We start from the raw sequence: 16,688 nt of genomic DNA, 5'->3' as shown, positions 1-16,688 counted from the left end.
GGGCCCCCCCGGCCCGGGCCGTAGGGCAGCCAGGTGTTCACGCCACCGCCGCCGACCCGCGCACCGCCGTTGTCGTCACAGTCGTCGTCGTCCACCCGGGTCTGGGTGGTCTGGTTCACGCAGACCGCCTGGTGATCCGGTTCCGGATCGCTGCCGCAGCCGGTGAGTACTGCCGCTGCGAACAGGGCCGTTCCGCTGGCCACCACCATCGTGCTGCGCCGTCGAGCGTTCACCCGTACCGATCGTTCCCATCTGTCGTCCGCCGGTTCCAGACCAACAGACGCCGACGCCCCCGCCTCCCGTTGCACGAAGGAGCGCTCTGAGTCAGTGGTGTGGATCAGATCACTTCGGGACGTTGTGCGCACGTCGAAACTCTGACGGGTGCCGGGCGGACCGCACGTCGGTTCGTCTCCACGCTGCTCACCGGGTGCAGTGCGGGCTACCGATTGCCTGACCGATTCGCGGCGCCGCAGGCGCCCATAGCGTCTCGGGCGACCGGTCCCAAGCCTGGTCATCAACCTCCGGAGAGGACCACCACACCCGTGCAGTTCGGCATCTTCACCGTCGGCGACATCGCTCCCGACCCGGTCACCGGCCGGACCCAGAGCGAGGCCGAACGCATTCGCAACATCGTCCGCCTCGCCCAGCACGCGGACGAACTGGGCCTGGACGTCTTCGCCCTCGGCGAGCACCACAACCCGCCCTTCGTGCCCTCCTCGCCGCCGGCGATCCTGGGGCACATCGCGGCGGTGACCAACCAGATCCTGCTGAGCACCGCGGTCACACTGATCACCACCAACGACCCGGTCAAGGTCGCCGAGGACTACGCCACCGTGCAGCATCTGGCCGAAGGACGCCTGGACCTGATGATCGGGCGGGGCAACACCGTGCCGGTCTACCCCTGGTTCGGCAAGGACATCCGCCAGGGCGTCGAGCTCACGTTGGAGAACTACAACCTGCTGCACCGGCTCTGGCGTGAGGACGTGGTGGACTGGGAGAGGAAGTTCCGCACGGCCCTGCAGGGATTCACCGCCACCCCGAGGCCTCTGGACGACGTGCCGCCCTTCGTCTGGCACGGCGCCATCCGTACGCCGGAGATCGCGGAACAGGCGGCCTACTACGGCAACGGCTACTTCGCCAACCACATCCTGGCGCCCGACTTCCACTTCAACCCCCTGGTGGACTTCTACCGCAAGCGGTTCGAGCATCACGGGCACGGGCGCGCGGACCAGGCGATCATCGGGCTCGGGGGACAGGCGTTCATCGCCCGGCGGTCGCAGGACGCCTACGACGCGTTCCGGCCCTACTTCGAGAACTACCCGGTCTTCCGGGGCAGCCGGCTCGAGGACTACGCGCACCGCACGCCGCTGAGCGTGGGCAGCCCGCAGGAGGTCATCGACAAGACCCTGACCTTCCAGACCGGGTTCGGCGACTACCAGCGCCAGCTCTGGGTTCTCGACAGCGCGGCCCTGCCGATCGAGTCCGCGCTCACCCAGATCGAGCTCCTGGCCACCGAGGTCGTCCCGGTGCTGCGCCGCGAGATGGCCGCCCGGCGGGCACCGGGCATCCCGGACGCACCCACCCACGAGACGCTCGTGCGGGCCAAGTACGGCGAGGCCGAGCCACGTCAGCCCCGGCCCAATGCGCACCGGGGCGACAACCTGACCGGAGACTCCCCGTACCAGGACAGCGACCCCTCGGTATCGGTCCGGTACCCGTCCGCATGAACACTTTCGGGACGAGTGAGATGACAACGATGGACGATCGAGTGCGTCGGTTGGTCGTGGTGAGCGCGGGTGTGAGTGATCCCTCCAGCACAAGGATGCTCGCCGATCGCACGGCGGGAAAAGCCCTGCAGGCGCTGCAACGCAGCGGAGAGGTGACCGCCCAGGTCGTCGAACTGGCCCCGATCGCTCTGGGGATCGCACGCGCCCTTGTGTCGGGCCACCTGGACGACTCGGTGCAGGAGGCGGTGGACAAGATCGCCGCTGCCGACGGTCTGATCGTGAGTACCCCGGTCTACAAGGCCGGGGTGAGCGGGTTGTTCAAGGCCTTCGTCGACGTCCTGGACGACGACCTGATCATCGCCACCCCAGTGATTCTCGCGGCCACGGCCGGCAGCGAACGGCACGCCATGGTGGTCGACGAGCAGATGCGTCCGCTGTTCGCCTTTCTGCGGGCGCTGCCGGTACCGACGTCGTTGTTCGCCGCCCCCAGCGACTGGGCCTCACCGGCCTTCGGACGACGGATCGAGCGCGCCGCCGCCGAACTGGCCCACCTGGTGGAGGCCGGGATCGGCGCTGGCATCGCCGATTCGGGCTGGGACGGCTACCAGCACCGCTTCGCCGGCAATGCCACCCGCTCGCAACAGTCGGTGGACGACGTCGACTTCAGTACCGACCTGATGCGTCTGGCCAACGGCGGCCGGTCCCATCCGAGCCCATGACGGCCCTGGCCCTCAGCCGTCATCGGCCTCCTCTGCGGCGCCGGTTGGTGCTCCTCGTCGAGAACGACACTGAGCAGGCCGAACTCATCGCGCGGGCGCTGCAGCTCGCCGGGTTCGAGGTGATGGTCGTGGGGAGTTCGGCGGCCGCCCGGGTGGCGGCCCGGCAGGGACCCTCGGTCATCGTGCTGAAGACCGCTCTGCCGGACGGATCGGGGTTGGATCTGGCCGTTGAACTGCGGGCTTCCGGCGGCGCAGTCGGCCTGCTGTTCGTCACCGACGGCGACAGTCTGGAGGATCGTCTGAACGGGTTCGCGGTCGGTGCGGACGACGTGGTTCCCCGTCCGCTCAAGGTTGCGGAACTGGTGGCCCGGGTCGGCGCTCTGCACCGCAGGATGAGTTCTCACCAGGTCGCCATCCCGGAGCCGGACGACGACGGGGCGAGCCGGTTGACCGTCAGGGACTTCGTCCTGGACCTCTCGCGTCACGAACTCACGCGTGACGGCCAGGGATTCGGCCTGACCACCACCGAGTTCAAGGTGCTGCGACAGCTGATGTCGTCGGTGGACAAGGTGGTCACCAAAGAAGAACTTGTGCTGGGGGTTTGGGGAGACGAGATCCCGCGCAGCGTGAACTCCGCCGAGAAGTTCGTCTCCCAAGTACGGCGCAAGCTGAGTGCCGCCGGCGATCCGCTCATCGAGACGGTGCGCGGTATCGGCTACATCGTGCGCTCGGTCTGAATGTTGTTCAATCCAAGGAGAGATCCATGACCCGCATCGGCATCATCCTGGGCAGCACCCGCCCGAACCGCAACGGCGAGCAGGTCGCCCGCTGGGTGCTCGACCAGGCCCAGCAGCGCGACGACGCCGAGTTCGAGCTGATCGACCTGCGGGACTACCCGCTGCCGCACCTCGACGAGGCGGTGACCCCGAGCCGGGGGGAGTACCAGAACGAGCACACCAAGCAGTGGGCCGCCAAGATCGCCCAGTTCGACGGCTACATCTTCGTCACGCCGGAGTACAACCACAGCACGTCCGGTGTGCTCAAGAACGCCATCGACTACCTGTACGCCGAGTGGAACAACAAGGCAGCCGGTTTCGTCTCCTACGGGGGCGTCGGTGGCGCCCGGGCCGCCGAGCACCTGCGCCTGATCGCCGGAGAGCTGCAGATCGCCGATGTGCGCCAGCAGGTCACGTTCTCCCTGATGACGGACTTCGAGAACTATCAGACCCTGCAGCCCAAGCCCTTCCACGAGATGACGATGAAGGTCTTGCTCGATCAGCTCATCGCCTGGAGCGGTGCCCTGGCGCCGCTGCGCCCGAAGGCCACGCTCACCCGAGCCTGAGCCGTTCCTGGTCCGAAGGGGGACTGAACCATGCCGGGAAGATACGTAGGACTGGCGATCTCGATCGGGTTGCTGACGAGCCTGGCCATGACACCTGTCGCGACTGCGGCGGACACGGCCGGCAAGTCGGCGGCCGCGAAGGTCAAGTGGACGGCCTGCCCGGAAGGCACTGACATCCCGGCTACGGAGCTGCCGTCGGTGCAGTGCGCCCGGGTGAAGGTGCCGTTGAACTACGACAAGCCCAAGGGCAAGAAGATCAGCCTGACGATCTCCCGGATCGCCAGCGGCAAGCCGGAGAAGCGACGGGGCATCCTGCTGTTCAACCCGGGTGGGCCGGGCGGTCCGGGCCTGGGCCAGCCGGCCCTGATGGTCAGCCGCGGGCTGCCGGCCAGCGTGATGGAGGCCTACGACCTGATCGGGATGGACACCCGGGGCGTGGGCAAGTCCTCGCCGGTGGGCTGCGGCTTCACCATCGACGACCCGTACAACAGCAACATCCCGCCCTACGCGGTGAACGAGGCGGCCGTCACGGCCCGCGCGAAGGTGGTCGAGGCAGCCGCCGACAAGTGCGCGAAGAGCAAGGACGCGGCGGCGCTGGAACAACTCACCACGGCGAACATGGCCCGTGACCTGGACCAGATCCGGATCGCGCTGGGGGAGAAGAAGGCCAGCTTCTACGGGGCCTCGTACGGCTCGGCCCTGGGCGCGGCCTACACGTCGATGTTCCCGCAGAGCACCGACCGGGTGGTCCTGGACAGCAACGTCGGGGACACCCACCTGAACCAGGCCGGCCTGCGACGCTTCGGCGAGGGCTTCGAGGAGACCTTCGGTGACTACGCCGCCTGGCTCGCGGCCCGGCACGAGGCGTACGGGCTGGGGCGCACGCCGTCGGAGGTGCGCAAGAACTTCGTGGCCACGGCCGAGAAACTCGACAAGACCCCGGCCCCCGGAATCACCGGGGCCCTGTTCCGCCAGGCCGTCTTCGCTGCCACCTACAGCCCGATCTCCTACGGTCGGGCCGCCCAGCTCTGGCAGTGGGCGATCGATCCGCCCGGCGATGTGGCATCGACGAAGGCTGCGCCGCTGAACCCCCAGAACACCGCCTTGAGCGTCTTCCTGGCCGTGACCTGCAACGACGTCGAGTGGCCGAAGGACCTGAAGACCTATCAGCGCGCCGTGGCCGAGGACCGCGAGCGCTACCCCCTGTTCGGCCCGGCCGCCGCCAACATCGTGCCCTGTGCGTACTGGAAGCTGGGCCCCACGAAGGCGCCGGTACAGATCAACGACCAGGGCCCGTCCAATGTTCTGATCCTGCAGAACCGCCACGACCCGGTCACGCCGCTGTCCGGAGGGGAACTGCTGCGTGACCGGTTCGAAAAGCGTTCCCGGCTGGTCACCGTCGAGGGCAGCGGGCACGGCGTGTACGTGCTCGGGGGCAACGCCTGCGCCCTCAACGTGACCACGAGCTACCTGCTGACCGGGAAGCTCCCGGAGAAGGACCTCACCTGCCCGAGCACCTGAACCACCCTCGGTGTGGGGCGGCCGCGTCCAGGCCGTCCCACATCTGCGTTGGGCGGGGCGTCTGACCTGCGGTTATCGCGAACCGAGAGGTACCGGCCACATGGCACTCCCGCTGCCGGTAATCTTGCTCTCTGGTACCCACGGGTGCTGCCTGCTCACACCGGCGTGATGCAGGGTGCGGGACAGTAGCTCAATAGGTTAGAGCAGCGGACTCATAATCCGTAGGTCGCGGGTTCGAACCCCGCCTGTCCCACCTTGGAAATGGCCTGTGAGCTGTGGAGTACACAGGGCGATCAACGCAGGGTTCCCGTTCCGCGAGATTGTCGAACACGTCCTGGCCTGCGCGTCCTGGTTGGCCAAGAACACTCTGAGGCCCTCAGGCATCTGCGGGTCCAGCGTCCTGGCCTGTCTGGTACGCGGCATCCCGCCGGAAGTCACCAAGGCCCGTCGATCATCATTCAGTAGTTACGTTGCGGCACGTAGTGGTTACCCGGATTGATTTCAATAGGATGTGAAGTCTTTTGACCGGACTGGATCATGGCTGACATAGTCACGCTTGGCCCGCAGGAAGCGGTCCGCACGTGAGGGACAGGTCGATGAACCACTGGAAATGGACACGCGCGGCACTGGCCGGGGCCTTGGCCCTTGGTGTCGTCGGCGCAGCAGCACCCGCATACGCCGTAACGGGCGATGATGAAGCGCCGACTGTCGCCGAGCAGGCGGCAGAGCACTTGCCAAAGAGCGAGTTGAACATCTGGAATGCGTTGTCCGAGGAGCAGAAGGACACGGTCAACGAGATTCTTGAAGACCCCAAGTTCGGTGTTCCTGGCGCAGCTGAGAGTCTCGAGCGTCAGTATCCCGAACTCGAGGTTACGGAGCAGGTTTCAACCGCCTCAGCGGCGGAGGTCCAGGGGGCTGGGATGTTCAGCCTCGCTGCGGCGGCTACGAAGGGCAAGCGCAGCGTGTGGTACCAGCAGGACTGGAAGATCCTCATGGTCACCTACGCTTCGGTGCGCACTACGATCAACGTCAACTATCACCACAACAATGTCACCAAGATCAATTCATGCAGCAACGACATCGGGAACGATCTTCCGACGCGGAAGTACACGTCGAAGAACACCAAGTCGCTGAACAGCGACGGGACGGCCACCTGCCGCACCGAAGTCACGCTGAAGGTCACGGGGCAGAGCATGAAGTCTGGTGTGCAGGGACTGAAGATCAGCGGCAACGGGACGATCGTCAAGAAGTGGAAGCTCTGAAATGTTTTCACTCACTGGACTTGAGATTGCTTTCTTTGCAATCACCTTCGCTGGGATCGCAGTAGCCTTGGTCGTGTTGGCCAAGGGGCAGCAGATCCGCGTGGGTCTGGCTGTGGTGCTCGCAGCCGTGTTGATTCCCGTGCTCGGTCCCCTGTTCGCTATTGGGTATGGGGTCAAGCTGATGCTGGCCGCCAGGTCGACGCCCGAAGGTAGCGGTCCTGCTGCCTGACCGTCGGTTCCAAGACCGTCAATGACGTTCGCGTTCACCTCGCGAAACGGTGCCGGCCGTTCACGGTGTCATCATCTGACTCCGTTCTGACCCGATCGTCCACTCAGCGCGCCAGCCACCCCCCGTCCACCGGCAACACAATCCCGTTGACGTAGTCAGCCGCGCTGGAGCAGAGGAACAACACCGCCCCAGCGATGTCCCCAGCCTCGGCCCAGCGGGCCGCCGGGATGCGGGAGAGGATCTCCTTGCTGCGTTCCGCGTCCTGCCGCAGGTCGTGGGTGTTGGCGGTAGCGACGTAGCCGGGGGCTACCGCGTTGACGTTGACTCCCCGGCCGGCCCACTCGTTGGCCAGGGCCTTGGTCAGGCCGGCGACGGCGGACTTGGACGAGGTGTAGCCGGGGACGTTGACCCCGCCCTGAAAGCTGAGCATCGACGCCAGATTGACGATCTTTCCGGAGCCACGCTCCAGCATCGTCCGGCCGACCTCGCGGGAGAGCACGAAGGTGGAGCGGAGGTTGACGTCCATCACGTAGTCGAAGTCGTCGTCGGAGTGCTCGGCGGCCGCGGTCCGGCGGATCGTGCCACCGTTGTTGACCAGGATGTCGACCTGGCGCCCGGCCAGGTCGGCGGCGAGCTTGCTCACCTCGTCGCGCACCGAGAGGTCGACGCGCAGGGGGGTGAAGGTGCGGCCCACCTGCTCGACCGTGGTGCGGGCGGCGCTCTCTCCCAGCGGCAGGTCGTTGCTGACGCCGATGATGTCGGCACCGGCCGAGGCGAGCGCCTCGGTAATCGCCAGCCCGATCCCCTGCCTGGCACCGGTCACCACCGCCAGCTTGCCCTCCAAGGTGAAGCTGCGGGTCAGGTAGGCGGCGGGGCTGGTGGCAGGGTTCGTCATGGCGGGGCTCTCTCCTGGTGGTGCGGAAAGGGTGCGGAAAGGTTCAGGGGGTGTACCCGAGGGCGCTCGAGATCTGAGCGGCGGTCTCGATGGCCAGTGGGGCCATCTGCTCGACCTCCTCCGGGGTGTGCTCGAGGGTCAGGGTGGAGATGCTCAGCCCGTACTTGATCCGGCGGGTGGAGTCGAGGATCGGCGCCGCCACGCAGGTCACGCCGGGCACGTTCTCCTCACGGTCGAGGCTGTAGCCGACCTGCTGGATCCGGGCCACCTCGGTGCGTAGCCCGCTCAGCGTGGTGATCGTGTTCGGGGTCCGGGCCGGCAGTCCGGCCCGGGCCACGAACCGCTCCAGCTCGTGGTCGGTGTAGCCGCTGAGCACCACCTTGCCGATGCCTGAGGTGTGCATCGGGATGGCCAGGCCGACCCGCGAGGGCATCCGGTAGGGCTTGTCGGAGTCGGCCCGGATCAGGTAGACGATCTCGTCACCGTTGGCCACGCCGACGTGGACCGTGCAGTGCACCTGGTCGACCAGCGCGTCCACGAAAGGCTGGGCGATCGCCGAGATGTCGATCCGCTGCAGGGCCTGCCCGGCCAGCGAGAGGATCTTCGGCCCGGGCAGGTAGCTGCCGTCGGCGGCGACCGTGACGAACCGCCGCTCGATCAGCGTGGCCAGGATCCGGTGGGTGGTGGCCTTGGCCAGACCGGTGGCCTCCACGACCTCCGAGAACCGGCCGTGGGTCATGGCCGCCTCCAGCACCAGCAGGGTCTTCTCGCTCGCGTTCGCGCCGCCGGTCAGCGGCTCGGGCGGGCTCAGCTGGGCAGTCTTCTCGGCCATGTCGGATCTACCTGTCTAGGCGGGCGCCTCAGCGCATGTCGGCGATGGCGAAACCATCCATGTCGTCGAACGACTGATTCTCTCCTGCCATCGCCCAGACGAAGCTGTAGCTGGCGGTGCCCACCCCGGAGTGCACGGACCAGCTCGGCGCGATCACCGCCTCCTCGTTGCCGACCACCAGGTGCCGGGTCTCGCCGGGTTCGCCGAGCAGGTGCACCACCCGGGCCTCGGCCGGCAGGTCGAAGTACAGGTACACCTCGGTCCGCCGGGCGTGGGTGTGCGCCGGCATCGTGTTCCACATGCTTCCGGTGTGCAGGGTGGTCACGCCCATCACCACCTGGCAACTGCGTACCCCCTGCTCGTGGATGTACTGGTTGAGGGTGCGCCGGTTCGACTGCTCCGGGTCGCCGAGTTCCCGGACCGTTCCCTCTTCGGGCGCGACAAACGTCGTTGGGTAGTTGGTGTGCGCCGGGGCCGAGAACACGTAGAACCGGGCCGGGCCGGTCTCGTCGGCCGACTCGAACACCACGTCGACAGCCCCCCGCCCGACGTACAGGCAGGCGCCGTGCTCGGCGTCGTACTTGGTGCCGTCCACGGTGATCGTGCCGGGGCCGCCGACGTTGACGATCCCGGCTTCGCGGTGCTCGAAGAAGTACTTGCTGACGATCTCGGGGAACGTCGGCAGGGCGACCGGCCCGGTCACCGGCTTCACGCCGGCCACCACCACCCGGTCGTGATGTGTGTAGAGGGCCTGGACGTCGTCGTCCACGAACAGACCGGGTACCAGGTAGCGGTCGCGCAGCTCGCTGGTGCTCATGCCGGGGACGTGCTCGGGACTGGTGGCGAAGCGCTGTTCCATGGGTCTCCTTCAGGCGTAGCGGATCTCAGGGCATCAGGCCGAAGACTTCGGGCAGCCAGAGCGAGAGGCTGGGGGTGAAGATGACGATGATCAGGGTGCCGACCAGGACACCGAAGAAGGGCAGCAGCTGACGGACGACGCCCTCGATCGGTGCGTCCGCGACCTTCGCCCCGACGAAGAGCACGGTCCCGACCGGCGGGGTGATCGTGCCGATGCTGAGGTTGAAGATCACCATGATGCCGAAGTGGATCGGGTCCACCCCGAAACTGGTGACGATCGGCAGGAAGATCGGGGTGAAGATCAGAATGGCCGGGGTTGCGTCCATGAAACAACCGACGACCAGCAGGATCAACGCGATCAGAAGCAGCAGCACGACCGGGTTCTCGCTGAACCCGAACATCGTGTCGGACACGAGTTCGGGGATCTTCGAGAACGACAGGACGAAGCCCATGATGGTCGAGACGCCGACCAGGTACATGACCACGGCTGTGATCCGGGTGGACTCCATCAGGATGCCGGGGATGTCCCGGAGCTTGATGGTGCGGTAGATCGCCGACAGGATCGCGGCGTAGAACACTGCGATACACGCCGACTCGGTGGCGGTGAAGTACCCCAGAAGGATGCCGCCGATGACCACCGCGACCAGCAGGATCGACGGCGTCGCGACGAGCAGGATCCGGGCTCCCTCGGCGAAGCCGATCCGCTGGGTCTCCTTCAGTTCGGGGCGCTTGCGGGCATAGAGGTACACGATGACCGAGCAGGCGATGGCCCACAGGATCCCGGGGAGGTACCCGGCCATGAAGAGCGCCGCCACCGAGGTACCCGAGACCAGCGAGTACACGATCATCAGGTTGCTCGGCGGGACCAGCATCCCGCCCGGCGCGGAGGCGACATTGACGGCCGCGGAGAAGTTGCGGTCGTAGCCCTCCTTGGCCTGGACCGGACCCATCGTGGTGCCGATCGCGGCGGCCGCCGCGATCGACGAGCCGCTGACCGCTCCGAACAGCGTGTTGGCGGCGACGGTGGTCTGGGCGGACGAGCCCGGGACCCGGCCGACCAGCACCTTGCCGGCGTTGATCAGCTGCATGGCGATCCCGCCACTACTCATGATCACCCCGGCCAGTACGAAGAACGGTATGGCCAGCAGCGCGAACGAGTTGATGCCCCGGAACATCTGCTGCGCCGAGGTGAGGGCCCCGTTCTCGGCGCCGACCACGACGAACATGGCCAGCGTCGAGGCCAGGCCCACGGCAATGCTGATCGGGGCTCCGATCAGGAGCAGAAGAGCGATCCCGGCGACCAGGATCAGCCCGGCAAGAACTCCGGCGTCCATGATTCCTCCTTCCCTCTACGCGAGCGAGGTCTCGGCGTCGGGATCGATCGCGATCTCGTCGCCCGTGCTGATGTGGATCATGTGATAGATCGTGTAGACCACGGTGATCACGCCGGAGATCGGCAGGGCCAGGTACATCCAGCCCACGTTCACCGGCAGGCCGGTCAGGGTCTGGTCCCAGGTCAGGTGCACCACCCGGTAGCCGCCCCAGATCAGGGCCAGGATCGCGAAGGCCAGGATCGAGATCTGGACCAGCACCGCGGTGACCCGCTGCACCTTCTCCGGCGCCCGCTGCACCGCGAGGTCGGCCGCCACGTGCCCGCGCTCGCCGAAAACCAGTGCCCCGCCGAGCAGTCCGACCCAGATGAACAGGTACTTGGCCAGTTCCTCGGACCAGCCGCTGGGCGCGTTCAGCACCTGCCGGGCGAACACCTGCCAGCCGACGTCGAGCACCAAGGCCGCGAACAGCACCACACAGATCCAGGTCAGGACGCGGTCCAGCACGCTCTTCAGCGCGGTCACGGCTCCAGCCCCTCCGCCGCCGCCCGGACCTTGGCGTGGATGTCGCGGACGGTGTCGTTGGTGAGCTTCTTCTGGGTCAGCGGGGCGATCAGGGCGGTGAAGGCGTCGGCGTCGACCTCGTTGAACTCGGTGCCGGCCTGCTCGGCGAGCGCCTTCGACTTCGGGATCTCCTGCTCCCAGAGCTCGCCCTCCTCCTCGATCGCGGTGGCGATCTCCTCCAGGAAGATCTTGCGGTGCTCCTCGGACATCTCGTCCGTGACCTTGGGGTTGATCAGCAGGTAGTCCGGGAGCATCAGGTGCCGGGTGTAGCTGTAGTACTTCGCGACCTCGGCGTGCTTCACGTTGGCGTACGTGAGCTCGTTGTTCTCGGCGCCGTCGAGCACTCCGGACTGGATCGCGGTGTAGACCTCGCCCATCCCCATCGGGGCCGGGCTACCGCCCATCATCTTCATCATCTCGATGTTGGTGTCCGACTCGATGACCCGGATCTTCAGGCCCTTCATGTCCTCGGGCTTGGTGATCGGTCCCTTCGAGGTGTACATGTTCCGGACCCCGCCGTGGAACGAGCCCAGCACGTGCAGGCCCTGGTCGTCGAGCGAGGAGTACAGCTCGGAGACGATCGCCGGGTCGTTCGTGGTCGTGCGCTGGTGCTCCTGCGAGTCGAAGGTGAACGGCAGGTCGAACACAACGAAGTCGGGGTTGAGACTCTCCATCAGCGGCCCGGCGACCATCGACATCTCGATGGTGCCGGCCTTCACCAGCTCGATGGTGTCCTTCTGGGTGCCCAGCGTCTCGTTCGGGAACACCTCGATGTCGTACTTGCCGCCGGTGCGTTCCTTGAGACGGTCGCCCATGGCGTCCAGCGCGACGAACTGTGGATGGTTCGGCTGCTGGTTGAACGCGAGCTTGAACGTCGTCTCGGCGCTGTCGCCGGACTCCTTCTCGGCCGCGGCACCGGTGCGGGTGCCGTCACCGGCGCTGCAGGCGGTGAGGGCGAGAACGGCGACGGCCAGGGCGGCGGTGACGGAAACGGCTTTGTTTCGCATCATGGTGAAACTCCTTCTCGGGCTGCGTAAGCAGACCTCCGGCGAGCGGCGCGGGCTGCTCGGGAGCGGTTCGGGACGGCGCCTGCAGTAGGGGGGCTGAAAATTCGGGACGGCTGTTGCCGGGCCACCTACGCGGGTGTCAGACTGTTTATGGAACCGAGTTTCGTTAGACGGAACTTAATTGCTCGCCAGAAATGCGTCAACCCCCACAAATCACCCGCAAGGTCCGTTCCGCGCTACGACGGAGGAATCAGATGACCAGCCTCGAGGGGCTCTTCCTGGCCGCCTACATCACCGCACCCGCCGACCCGGCGGGGGAGGACGCGTTCTTCGACGCCGTTGCCGAGCTGGGGCTCAGCGGCCTCGAGTTCGCCCTGGCCCCGGCTGGCACGCGCACCTTGGAACCGGCCTGGATCCGGCAGCACGTCCGGCCCGACTGGGACCTGGTGGTCTCGCTGGTGCCCTCGATGATGGTCGCGCTGGGCCAGAACCCGTTGTACGGGCTGGCTTCCGACGACGAGACCCATCGCCGCGAGGCGCTCGCCGACGTCGCCCGGGCCCGCGACCTGGCTCGCACCCTGGCCGACGAGTACGGCACCCGTCGGGTCGCTGCCATCGAGGTGCACAGCGCTCCGGGGCCTCGAGGTGGCTCCCGGTCGGCGTTCGAACGCTCCCTCACCGAGATCCTGGAATGGGATCTCGCCGGCGCCGAACTGCTCGTCGAGCACTGCGACGCCTACGTTCCGGATCAGACTCCGGCCAAGGGGTTCTTCCAGCTGTCGGACGAGATCGCGGCCGTGCAGTCCTTCGGCCTGCCCTCCGACGTGCTGGGAATGAGCCTGAACTGGGGCCGTTCGGCCATCGAGGGGCATGGCCCGGATCTCGCCCTCGAGCACATCGCCGCGGTCAACGAGGCGGAGTTGCTACGGGCCTACATCTTCTCCGGTGCGACCGGTGAGGACACGGCCTGGGGGCCGGCCTGGACCGACATGCACATCCCCGCCCACGGTTCGGACGCCGCTCTGGCCTCGGCGGCCGCGTCTCTCCTCGGTCCGAACGAGATCGCGGACACCGTCAAGGCGCTCGGCGATGTGCCGCGGACCGGGCTGAAGGTCGCAGCCCGGCCCCGGGACGCCGATGTCGCCACCCACCTGGCTGTGGTCACCGCCAACCTGACCCAGATCGCCCAGGCCCGAGCGGCTGGATGAGCGGAACGCCGACTAGAGAGCGAACGCGCTGGTCGCCCGCGCCTGCCGTAGTGCTTCCGACCACCAGGCCAGCTGCCCCAGCATCGTTGCGGCCGCCGAGTCCGGATGCCGGGGTTCGCGCAGCTTGCCCTGCTCGTCGAACCGATCCCAGGCATGGGGGAGGCTGACCGCGGCCTGCACGGTGACGGCGTGAAGCTCGGCGAAGACCAGGCGCAGCTGCTCGACCGCGCGAAGCCCGCCCGAGATGCCGCCGTAGGAGACGAAACCGATGGGCTTGGCCTGCCATTCGGCCACGACGGTGTCGATCGCGGTCTTCAGGGCTCCGGGGTAGCCGCGGTTGTATTCGGGCGTGATCACCACGACGGCGTCGGCGCGTTCGATGCGCTTGGTGAAGAGTTCGGTGTCGCCGCCGCCGGCCAGGTGGTCGGGGAGGTCCAGCGTGGCCAGGTCGATGACGTCGGTGCCGGGCGGGACGTGGTCGAGGAACCAGGTGGCCACGGTGGGGCCGAGGCGGTCTTTGCGCACGCTGGCGATGATGACGGCGAGCTGGCCCAGGTCACTCATGGCCGGCCTCCTTCTGGGGAGAAAGAGACGCGACCAGGGCGGAGATCTCGGCATCGGTGAGGGTGGGGGCGAAGTCTGAGCGCAGGAGGCCGGTGAACTCGCTGTCGCTGAGTTCGCGCTGTTCGGTGGGTTGGCCGGGGCGTTCGATGCTGTAGGTGCGGCCACGCAGGGCCCGCACCGAAGTTTCGTCTTTACGCACGACGATGGGGCGATGGGTGAAGGGGGAGTTGGGGTTGGTCGAGGTGTTGAAGTTGGCGGCCTCCACATCGACGAAGTACTGCAGTTCTTCGGCAAAGGTCTGGATCGTCTTGCCGAACTCACGCAGGTGCCAGACGTTGTCCGGGGTCTGCTGAAGCTCGTACTGCCAGACGCCCTGCTGCTGCGCTGCACCTGAAGTGAATGGCAGGGGAGTGAGCAGGCCGGAACCGAACCCGACGTCGGCCAGCCACTGCTGCTCCTGGGTGGCCACTCGGAGCACGAGATGGGATCGGGAGCGGACGATTTCGGCTGGGTCGCCGACGCGGGCCAGAATGCGGGTGACCTGAAAGCCCAGCCGTTCGGCGACGGCTCCGAACAGCATGCCGTGCTCGTAGCAGTAACCCCCGCGCTGCCGATCGACCAGCTTGGCCTGTACGTGCTCCAGGTCGACGGCGATGCCGCGGCCCAGGATGACGTCGAGGTTCTCGAACGGGATGCTGGCCACATGGGCGCGGTGCAGGGCGGCCAGGGTCTTCTCGTCGCTCTCCAGTGGTCCGGTGTGTCCGATTCGCTTCAGATAGGCTTCGAGATCGAGGTTCTCGCTCTGCCACTCGGTGGTCACGGGTGCGGTTCCTTCCGGGCGATGATTGCGGACGAGGGGTGCGGGGCCGGTGCTGGAACGGGCGACGAGGTGGGTCGGGAGTACTACCTGTTCCTCGGTGTAGGTGGGGTCGAGCAGCAGACGGCCCATCAGGCGGCCCTTTTCGTGGATCGGCTGCCGAATCGTGGTGAGCCCGAGGGTGGCTGCGGAGGGAATGTCGTCGAACCCGGTGACCGAGATGTCGCGCCCGGGCCGAAGTCCCCTCTGCTGAAGAACCTTGAGGACGCCGGTGGCCATGACGTCACTGTCGGCGGCGATCGCTGTGGGCATGTCGGGTTGGTCGAAAAACCCAGCTGCGTCGGGCGAAGGCGAATTCTTGCCGCCGCTGACGACGCGCACGCGAGCTCGTGGGCCCAGGCCCTCGCGCAGCCCGGCCAGACGCAATCTGGAGTAGCGCGTGAGGTGACTTTCGTCGTCGAGGCTCACCGACGTCCATTGTTGGTGAAGGCTGTAAACCACGAAGACCACGTTTTGATGCCCGAAACCGGCCAGATGTGAACCAAGTTCGCGGGCGGCGGCACGGTCGTCGATGGCGACGAACGGTCCGGACTCGTTGATCGACTCCCGCACCATCGGAATGTGGCGGTCGCGCAAGACCTGGACCGCCGGATGCTCGTCGGTCAGGTTGTCGGCCACCACGGCCGCGTCGATCACCGCGCGCTGCACGGCGTCGAGCGACTTACGCAGCTCGTCGGGGCCGGAGCCAGCGGCCGCCAACGGGATCAGGACCAGGCCCGTCCCGGTCTGCTCGGTGATCTCGGCCAGACCCCCGAGCATGGCCAGAAGATAGGGGTCCTTGAAGGCCTGGGAAAGACCGACCGTGAACAGGACTCCGATCGCCTCGGCCTTGCCGGTGCGCAGCGAGCGGGCCGCGGCGTTCGGCCCGGAGTAGCCCAGCTGCCGGGCGACCTCGAGAATGCGCACTCTGGCCTGGGCAGACAGCCGATCCGGGCGGTTGAAGGCGTAGGAGACCTGGGCCGTGGACACCCCCGCGGCGGCGGCCACGGACTTGAGGGTGGGGCGCGGTCCCATCTTTCCTCCCGACGGTGTTAATCAATTAACATCAGCGTCGCCCAAGCTCTTCGCTCCGTCAAGGCCGCATGGGGAACCAATCCGGGCGGCGGGCCGTCCAAGGTTCGGCACTGGTGAGGGAGGTATTTCGATGAGCCAGAAATTGAGGACGGCGGTGGTCGGCCTGGTCCTGCCCGTCCTGTTGGTCACGGGTTGCGGAGAGCAGGGCGAGCCCGTGGCCGAGGGGACCGCGCTGGTCGGGTCCAACGTGGCCGAAGACATCGTGGGCCGGTGGTATCCGCTGCGGATCGAGGGGTACCGCCTGGATCCGGTGTTCGCGGACTCCTGGGCCGATGCCTATCTGGAGTTCGACCAGGGTGAATGGACCGGCAGCGACGGGTGCAACGGCCTGCGCGGTACCTACGAGCTCGACGCCGGCGGTGCGTTCGAGCAGAAGGAGATGGCCTCCACCGAGATCGGCTGCGCCAACGTGCCGCACTACGACGTGCTCGACCGGGCCACCACTGTGCGGGTCGAGGACGACACGCTGATCTTCAGTGCGGACGAGGAGATCGCGCGGTACACCCGTTCCGAGAACCCGGCCCCCACCCGGACCGACGCTCCCTCGCCCGCCGCGTCGATCGTCCAAAAGAAGACCGAGCCGGACGTGCCCCCGGGAACTTGACCTCGATTTGAAGGTCCCGAAAGCAACCTGAGAGCGCCCGGAACCGACCTCACTGGCGTCGGCCGGCGACCCGC

Annotated in this window: 17 protein-coding genes, 1 tRNA gene and 1 pseudogene; 10 read left to right on the top strand and 9 right to left on the bottom strand. The window is 67.0% G+C overall.

The window, feature by feature from the left end:
* A pseudogene (locus LWF15_RS25680) lies at positions 1 to 233 on the bottom strand (hypothetical protein); the annotation flags it as partial.
* A gap of 309 nt (positions 234 to 542) precedes the next feature.
* On the opposite strand from LWF15_RS25680, the gene LWF15_RS25675 reads away from it, so the two are divergent.
* The 8 genes from LWF15_RS25675 to LWF15_RS25640 all read left to right on the top strand — a co-directional run bounded on the left by LWF15_RS25675 (position 543) and on the right by LWF15_RS25640 (position 6,800).
* Positions 543 to 1,727 carry a CE1758 family FMN-dependent luciferase-like monooxygenase gene (locus LWF15_RS25675; RefSeq protein ID WP_232813494.1) on the top strand — a complete coding sequence of 395 codons (1,185 nt, stop codon included), beginning with the start codon at positions 543 to 545 and terminating at the stop codon, positions 1,725 to 1,727.
* Positions 1,728 to 1,756: 29 nt separating this feature from the next.
* Positions 1,757 to 2,446: a CE1759 family FMN reductase gene (locus tag LWF15_RS25670; protein ID WP_232813493.1), complete on the top strand. Its 690-nt coding sequence runs from the start codon at positions 1,757 to 1,759 to the stop codon at positions 2,444 to 2,446.
* The gene (locus tag LWF15_RS25665; RefSeq protein WP_232813492.1) at positions 2,443 to 3,183 is read left to right on the top strand and encodes a response regulator transcription factor; all 741 of its coding nucleotides are present in this window, start codon (positions 2,443 to 2,445) and stop codon (positions 3,181 to 3,183) included. Before LWF15_RS25670 ends, LWF15_RS25665 begins: the two co-directional genes overlap by 4 nt.
* A 26-nt stretch (positions 3,184 to 3,209) precedes the next feature.
* Complete coding sequence (locus LWF15_RS25660) at positions 3,210 to 3,788, top strand: NADPH-dependent FMN reductase (RefSeq protein WP_232813491.1); 579 nt, start codon at positions 3,210 to 3,212, stop codon at positions 3,786 to 3,788.
* A gap of 87 nt (positions 3,789 to 3,875) precedes the next feature.
* On the top strand, positions 3,876 to 5,309 hold the full coding sequence (locus tag LWF15_RS25655) for an alpha/beta hydrolase (protein ID WP_232813490.1): 1,434 nt from the start codon (positions 3,876 to 3,878) through the stop codon (positions 5,307 to 5,309).
* 179 nt (positions 5,310 to 5,488) lie between these two features.
* Positions 5,489 to 5,562: transfer RNA gene (locus LWF15_RS25650), tRNA-Ile, on the top strand.
* 343 nt (positions 5,563 to 5,905) lie between these two features.
* Positions 5,906 to 6,571 (top strand): hypothetical protein, encoded by a 666-nt coding sequence (locus LWF15_RS25645; RefSeq protein WP_232813489.1) that lies wholly within the window; start codon positions 5,906 to 5,908, stop codon positions 6,569 to 6,571.
* A gap of 1 nt (position 6,572) precedes the next feature.
* Positions 6,573 to 6,800 carry a hypothetical protein gene (locus LWF15_RS25640; protein ID WP_232813488.1) on the top strand — a complete coding sequence of 76 codons (228 nt, stop codon included), beginning with the start codon at positions 6,573 to 6,575 and terminating at the stop codon, positions 6,798 to 6,800.
* 103 nt (positions 6,801 to 6,903) lie between these two features.
* Here LWF15_RS25640 and LWF15_RS25635 read toward each other — a convergent pair whose 3' ends face one another.
* Genes LWF15_RS25635 through LWF15_RS25610 form a run of 6 tightly spaced genes read right to left on the bottom strand, consistent with a single transcriptional unit; the run spans position 6,904 to position 12,290 of the window.
* A complete protein-coding gene (locus LWF15_RS25635; RefSeq protein ID WP_232813487.1) occupies positions 6,904 to 7,695 on the bottom strand; it encodes an SDR family oxidoreductase in 792 nt (263 codons plus the stop codon).
* Positions 7,696 to 7,738: 43 nt separating this feature from the next.
* Positions 7,739 to 8,527 (bottom strand): IclR family transcriptional regulator, encoded by a 789-nt coding sequence (locus LWF15_RS25630; protein WP_232813486.1) that lies wholly within the window; start codon positions 8,525 to 8,527, stop codon positions 7,739 to 7,741.
* 28 nt (positions 8,528 to 8,555) lie between these two features.
* The gene (kduI, locus tag LWF15_RS25625; RefSeq protein ID WP_232813485.1) at positions 8,556 to 9,386 is read right to left on the bottom strand and encodes a 5-dehydro-4-deoxy-D-glucuronate isomerase; all 831 of its coding nucleotides are present in this window, start codon (positions 9,384 to 9,386) and stop codon (positions 8,556 to 8,558) included.
* 25 nt (positions 9,387 to 9,411) lie between these two features.
* Complete coding sequence (locus LWF15_RS25620) at positions 9,412 to 10,719, bottom strand: TRAP transporter large permease (protein ID WP_232813484.1); 1,308 nt, start codon at positions 10,717 to 10,719, stop codon at positions 9,412 to 9,414.
* Positions 10,720 to 10,734: 15 nt separating this feature from the next.
* Entirely contained in the window at positions 10,735 to 11,241 is a 507-nt protein-coding gene (locus tag LWF15_RS25615) for a TRAP transporter small permease (RefSeq protein ID WP_232813483.1), read from the bottom strand.
* Entirely contained in the window at positions 11,238 to 12,290 is a 1,053-nt protein-coding gene (locus LWF15_RS25610) for a TRAP transporter substrate-binding protein (RefSeq protein ID WP_269810795.1), read from the bottom strand. The genes LWF15_RS25615 and LWF15_RS25610 overlap by 4 nt, the downstream gene beginning before the upstream one ends.
* A gap of 251 nt (positions 12,291 to 12,541) precedes the next feature.
* Here LWF15_RS25610 and LWF15_RS25600 point away from each other — a divergent pair, with 251 nt between their 5' ends.
* Positions 12,542 to 13,495 (top strand): DUF4862 family protein, encoded by a 954-nt coding sequence (locus LWF15_RS25600; protein WP_232813482.1) that lies wholly within the window; start codon positions 12,542 to 12,544, stop codon positions 13,493 to 13,495.
* A gap of 12 nt (positions 13,496 to 13,507) precedes the next feature.
* On the opposite strand, the gene LWF15_RS25595 is transcribed toward LWF15_RS25600, so the two are convergent.
* Positions 13,508 to 14,059 (bottom strand): NADPH-dependent FMN reductase, encoded by a 552-nt coding sequence (locus LWF15_RS25595; RefSeq protein ID WP_232813481.1) that lies wholly within the window; start codon positions 14,057 to 14,059, stop codon positions 13,508 to 13,510.
* On the bottom strand, positions 14,052 to 15,950 hold the full coding sequence (locus LWF15_RS25590) for an arylamine N-acetyltransferase (protein WP_232813480.1): 1,899 nt from the start codon (positions 15,948 to 15,950) through the stop codon (positions 14,052 to 14,054). Before LWF15_RS25590 ends, LWF15_RS25595 begins: the two co-directional genes overlap by 8 nt.
* 130 nt (positions 15,951 to 16,080) lie before the next feature.
* Between LWF15_RS25590 and LWF15_RS25585 the strand changes: the two genes are divergently transcribed.
* Positions 16,081 to 16,614 (top strand): META domain-containing protein, encoded by a 534-nt coding sequence (locus LWF15_RS25585; RefSeq protein WP_232813479.1) that lies wholly within the window; start codon positions 16,081 to 16,083, stop codon positions 16,612 to 16,614.
* The last annotated feature ends 74 nt before the right edge of the window (positions 16,615 to 16,688 follow it).

It is taken from the genome of Kineosporia rhizophila (genome assembly GCF_021277265.1).
Lineage (GTDB): Bacteria > Actinomycetota > Actinomycetes > Actinomycetales > Kineosporiaceae > Kineosporia > Kineosporia rhizophila.
This window is presented reverse-complemented; position numbering and strand designations above follow the sequence as displayed.

Coding starts and splice junctions, on each gene's coding strand:
- LWF15_RS25670 (WP_232813493.1), top strand. CDS start 1,757: ATGGACGATCGAGTGCGTCGGTTGGTCGTGGTGAGCGCGGGTGTGAGT.
- LWF15_RS25665 (WP_232813492.1), top strand. CDS start 2,443: ATGACGGCCCTGGCCCTCAGCCGTCATCGGCCTCCTCTGCGGCGCCGG.
- LWF15_RS25660 (WP_232813491.1), top strand. CDS start 3,210: ATGACCCGCATCGGCATCATCCTGGGCAGCACCCGCCCGAACCGCAAC.
- LWF15_RS25655 (WP_232813490.1), top strand. CDS start 3,876: ATGACACCTGTCGCGACTGCGGCGGACACGGCCGGCAAGTCGGCGGCC.
- LWF15_RS25645 (WP_232813489.1), top strand. CDS start 5,906: ATGAACCACTGGAAATGGACACGCGCGGCACTGGCCGGGGCCTTGGCC.
- LWF15_RS25640 (WP_232813488.1), top strand. CDS start 6,573: ATGTTTTCACTCACTGGACTTGAGATTGCTTTCTTTGCAATCACCTTC.
- LWF15_RS25635 (WP_232813487.1), bottom strand. CDS start 7,695: ATGACGAACCCTGCCACCAGCCCCGCCGCCTACCTGACCCGCAGCTTC.
- LWF15_RS25630 (WP_232813486.1), bottom strand. CDS start 8,527: ATGGCCGAGAAGACTGCCCAGCTGAGCCCGCCCGAGCCGCTGACCGGC.
- kduI (WP_232813485.1), bottom strand. CDS start 9,386: ATGGAACAGCGCTTCGCCACCAGTCCCGAGCACGTCCCCGGCATGAGC.
- LWF15_RS25620 (WP_232813484.1), bottom strand. CDS start 10,719: ATGGACGCCGGAGTTCTTGCCGGGCTGATCCTGGTCGCCGGGATCGCT.
- LWF15_RS25610 (WP_269810795.1), bottom strand. CDS start 12,290: ATGATGCGAAACAAAGCCGTTTCCGTCACCGCCGCCCTGGCCGTCGCC.
- LWF15_RS25600 (WP_232813482.1), top strand. CDS start 12,542: ATGACCAGCCTCGAGGGGCTCTTCCTGGCCGCCTACATCACCGCACCC.
- LWF15_RS25595 (WP_232813481.1), bottom strand. CDS start 14,059: ATGAGTGACCTGGGCCAGCTCGCCGTCATCATCGCCAGCGTGCGCAAA.
- LWF15_RS25590 (WP_232813480.1), bottom strand. CDS start 15,950: ATGGGACCGCGCCCCACCCTCAAGTCCGTGGCCGCCGCCGCGGGGGTG.
- LWF15_RS25585 (WP_232813479.1), top strand. CDS start 16,081: ATGAGCCAGAAATTGAGGACGGCGGTGGTCGGCCTGGTCCTGCCCGTC.